The sequence below is a fragment of the Saccharopolyspora sp. genome, from assembly GCF_017434145.1.
GTDB classification, from domain to species: domain Bacteria; phylum Actinomycetota; class Actinomycetes; order Mycobacteriales; family Pseudonocardiaceae; genus Saccharopolyspora_C; species Saccharopolyspora_C galaxeae.
Genome location: NZ_JAFRFW010000885.1, coordinates 1 through 3,257, shown reverse-complemented (window position 1 = coordinate 3,257; position 3,257 = coordinate 1). Strand labels below are relative to the sequence as shown.

The 3,257-nt window shown below is 72.5% G+C and carries 3 protein-coding genes; all 3 read right to left on the bottom strand.

All coding sequences use genetic code 11. The annotated features are described in order from the left end of the window. Positions 1-131 precede the first annotated feature (131 nt). On the bottom strand, positions 132-1,127 hold the full coding sequence (locus tag IJH84_RS24000; protein ID WP_295149346.1) for a thiamine pyrophosphate-dependent dehydrogenase E1 component subunit alpha: 996 nt from the start codon (positions 1,125-1,127) through the stop codon (positions 132-134). A 13-nt stretch (positions 1,128-1,140) separates the two neighbouring features. Further along, on the bottom strand, positions 1,141-2,205 hold the full coding sequence (locus IJH84_RS23995; protein ID WP_295149344.1) for an NAD(+)/NADH kinase: 1,065 nt from the start codon (positions 2,203-2,205) through the stop codon (positions 1,141-1,143). 110 nt (positions 2,206-2,315) lie between these two features. Beyond that, positions 2,316-3,257: AAA family ATPase (locus IJH84_RS23990; protein WP_295149341.1), on the bottom strand; the 942-nt coding region annotated here is incomplete at its 5' end.

Genomic DNA, 3,257 nt, shown 5'->3' with positions numbered 1-3,257 from the left:
CCGGCGCGCCCGCGCCACCTGCGTTGTCCTCGCCCATCACCACGACCCGCTCGTCGCGGCGCATCTCCTGCAGCAACGCCTCGCTGATCGCTTCGCGGTAGTTGATCGTGCGTGCCATGCCCGGGCCTCCTTCAGTACGAGACGTAGACGTCGGTGGTCAGCTCCGCCGCGGTCGGTTTCGGCGCCGAGCGGGCCGCGGTGACCGAGTCCTCGATCAGGGCCGCCACCTCGGAATCCACCGCGTCAAGTTCCGATCCGGCCAGCAGGGCCTGGCCGAGCACGTGCTCGCGGAACCGCAGCAGGCAGTCGGAGTGCTTCTTCGCCTCGGCGACCTCACCGGCCCGGTACGCCTGCCCGTCGCCTTCGAAGTGCCCGTAGTAGCGGGTGAACTTCACTTCCAGCAGCGTCGGCCCGCCGCCCTCGCGCGCCCGCGCCACGGCCTCGGCGGCGGCCTCGTGCACCGCGAAGAAGTCGAACCCGTCCACGATCACCCCGGGCATCCCGAACCCGGCGGCGCGATCGGCGATGTTGTCCGAGGACACCGACCAGCCACTGGCGGTCGCCTCGGCGTAGCCGTTGTTCTCGGCCACGAACAGCGCGGGCAGGTTCCACACCGACGCGAGGTTCATCGCCTCCAGCGTGGTGCCCTGGTTGCTGGCGCCGTCACCGAAGAACGCGACGCTGACCGCGCCGTTGCCGGCCAGCTTGCCCGCCAGCGCGGTGCCGCAGATCAGCGGCGGGCCGCCGCCGACGATGCCGTTGGCCCCGAGCATTCCCTTGCTCAGGTCCGCGATGTGCATCGAGCCGCCCTTGCCGTTGCACGTGCCGGTGGAGCGGCCGAAGATCTCGGCCATCATCGACTTCGGGTCCACGCCCTTGGCGATGCAGTGCCCGTGCCCGCGGTGCGTGCTGGCGATCGAGTCCCGGTCGTCGAGGTGGCTGCACACCCCGGTCGCCGAAGCCTCCTCACCGGCGTAGAGGTGCACGAAACCCGGGATGTCGCCGGTCGCGAACTCGTCGTGCACCCGATCCTCGAACGCGCGGATGGTGCGCATCGTGCGATACGCCCGCAGCAGCCCCGCTTCGTCCAACGCGTCCGGAGCGGGTTCGGCCATGGTGTCGGTCATCGCCGCATCTCCTTCACAACTCGTGCGCGCCCGCGACCGGGCGCGTCCCGGAATCCTTGGCCGCGCCACCGCGCAGCAACCCCTCGGCCGACGCGCGCGCCAGCACCGCGCGCACGTCCACGCACCGCGGCCCGTCCGCGCTCAACGTCACCGTCGGCGCGGTGTGCGGGCCGAACTCCACTTCCCGTTCCCCGTCCACCGCGATCACCCCGCGCGAGGCGGTGATCGGCACCGTCTCGCCCTCGGCCAGCCGACGGCAGGAGGCCACGCCGACCTCGCGCACCAGGCCCGGCGCCAGCGGCGCCCGCACCACGCACTCGGCCGCGGGATCCAGCCGCAACGCCACCCCGTCCGGATCCGAGCGGGCGCTCGGCGCCAGCAACCCGGCCACACTGGACAGACCCACCGCGTCCGGTTCGGCGAAGGTGCAGAACAACTCCGAAAGCTCCGCGGGATCCCACACCGCACGAGCCCCCACCCGCCCGGCCTGCGAGACCGCCACATCCACCAGCGCAGGCTCACAACGGTTCCCGGCCCGCACCCGCAGCACACTCGCCCTTCGGGTCACCGCCTCGGCATCGACCACGCCGGTGGCGACCAGTCCCGCCGCCAAGCCCGCGACCGTCGCCTCGCGCAACTGCGGGAACACGTTGTTGGTGCCGGTCGACAACGCCAGCAGCGGAACCTGCCCGCACGCCCCGGCGGCGACCCGCGCCGTACCGTCCCCGCCCAGGCAGATCACGACCCCGGCACCGGCCTCGACCATCGCCCGCACGGCGGTGACGGTGTCCGCGGCGGTCTCGGTGAGCCGATCCTGCTCGCAGAACCGCACATCCGGCCACGGCGCGTCCCGGCCCGGCCGCAACCGGCGCCCCGCGCGCAGCACCTCAGCGGAAATACCGCCGAGATCGGTCGAAACCAGCGCACGATCCACCCCGGCCGAATGCAGCGCCGAGAGCAACCGCTGCACCATGTTCGCCTTCTCCGCGGTCGGGAACACCGACGCGCGCGCCACCAACCGGCGAACATCCCGCCCGGACAGCGGGTTGGCGACGATGCCTGCGACCGCGTCGGCCACCGCGTTCCTCCTCGAACCGCACGGCGTGACGCGAACCACTGTCCGGCCGCGGACGGTCGCGAAGGAAGGGTTGCAAGGGGTTGCAGCACCCCTCTCACCCGTTCAGGCGGTCACCCCGGGGTGCGCTGCGCAGGTGCGGCGTGGCGGCCGCCGGCCGCGCCGTCCCGCGCCGAGGACACGTGCAGCGACAACTCGCCGCCGAGGACCTCCACCAGCACCTCGCTGCCCTCCGAGAGCGAGCCCTCCAGCAGCAGCGAGGCCAGCCGGGTGTCGAGTTCGCGCTGGATCACCCGCCGCAGCGGCCGCGCCCCGAACTCCCGCGCCGAACCGCGCTCGCACAGCCACGACACCGCCGACGGGCTCACCTCCAGCCGCACCCCTTGCGCGGCCAGCTGCGCCGAAGTGCGCTCCAGCAGCAACGAGGCGATCTCGGACAACTCCGCCTCGCCCAGCCCGCGGAACACCGTCACCTCGTCGACCCGGTTGAGGAACTCCGGGCGGAAGAACCCGCGCAACTCCTCCTGCAACGCAGCAGCGACCTCCGCGGCGTCCCCGCCCGCGTCGAGCACCCGCTCGGAACCCAGGTTCGAGGTCATGATGAGCACGGTGTGCCGGAAATCCACCGCGCGGCCCTGCGAATCGGTCAACCGGCCCGCATCCAGCACCTGCAGCAACGTGTTGAACACGTCCGGATGGGCCTTTTCCACCTCGTCGAGCAGCACCACCGAATACGGCTGGCGCCGCACCCGCTCGGTCAACTGCCCCGCCTCGCCGTAGCCGACATAACCGGGCGGCGCGCCGATCAGCCGCGAGACGGTGTGCTTGTCCTGGAACTCCCCCATGTCGAACCGCACCATCCGCTCGGCATCGCCGAACAACGCCCGCGCCAGCGCCCGCGCCAACTCGGTCTTGCCCACCCCGGTCGGGCCCAGGAACAGGAAGCTCCCGATCGGCCGCTCCGGGTCGGCCAGTCCCGCGCGGGCGCGGCGCACCGCCTCGGCCACCGACCGCACCGCCGCGTCCTGGCCGACGACCCGCTCCCGCAGCCGCTG

Coding starts and splice junctions, on each gene's coding strand:
- IJH84_RS24000 (WP_295149346.1), bottom strand. CDS start 1,127: ATGACCGACACCATGGCCGAACCCGCTCCGGACGCGTTGGACGAAGCG.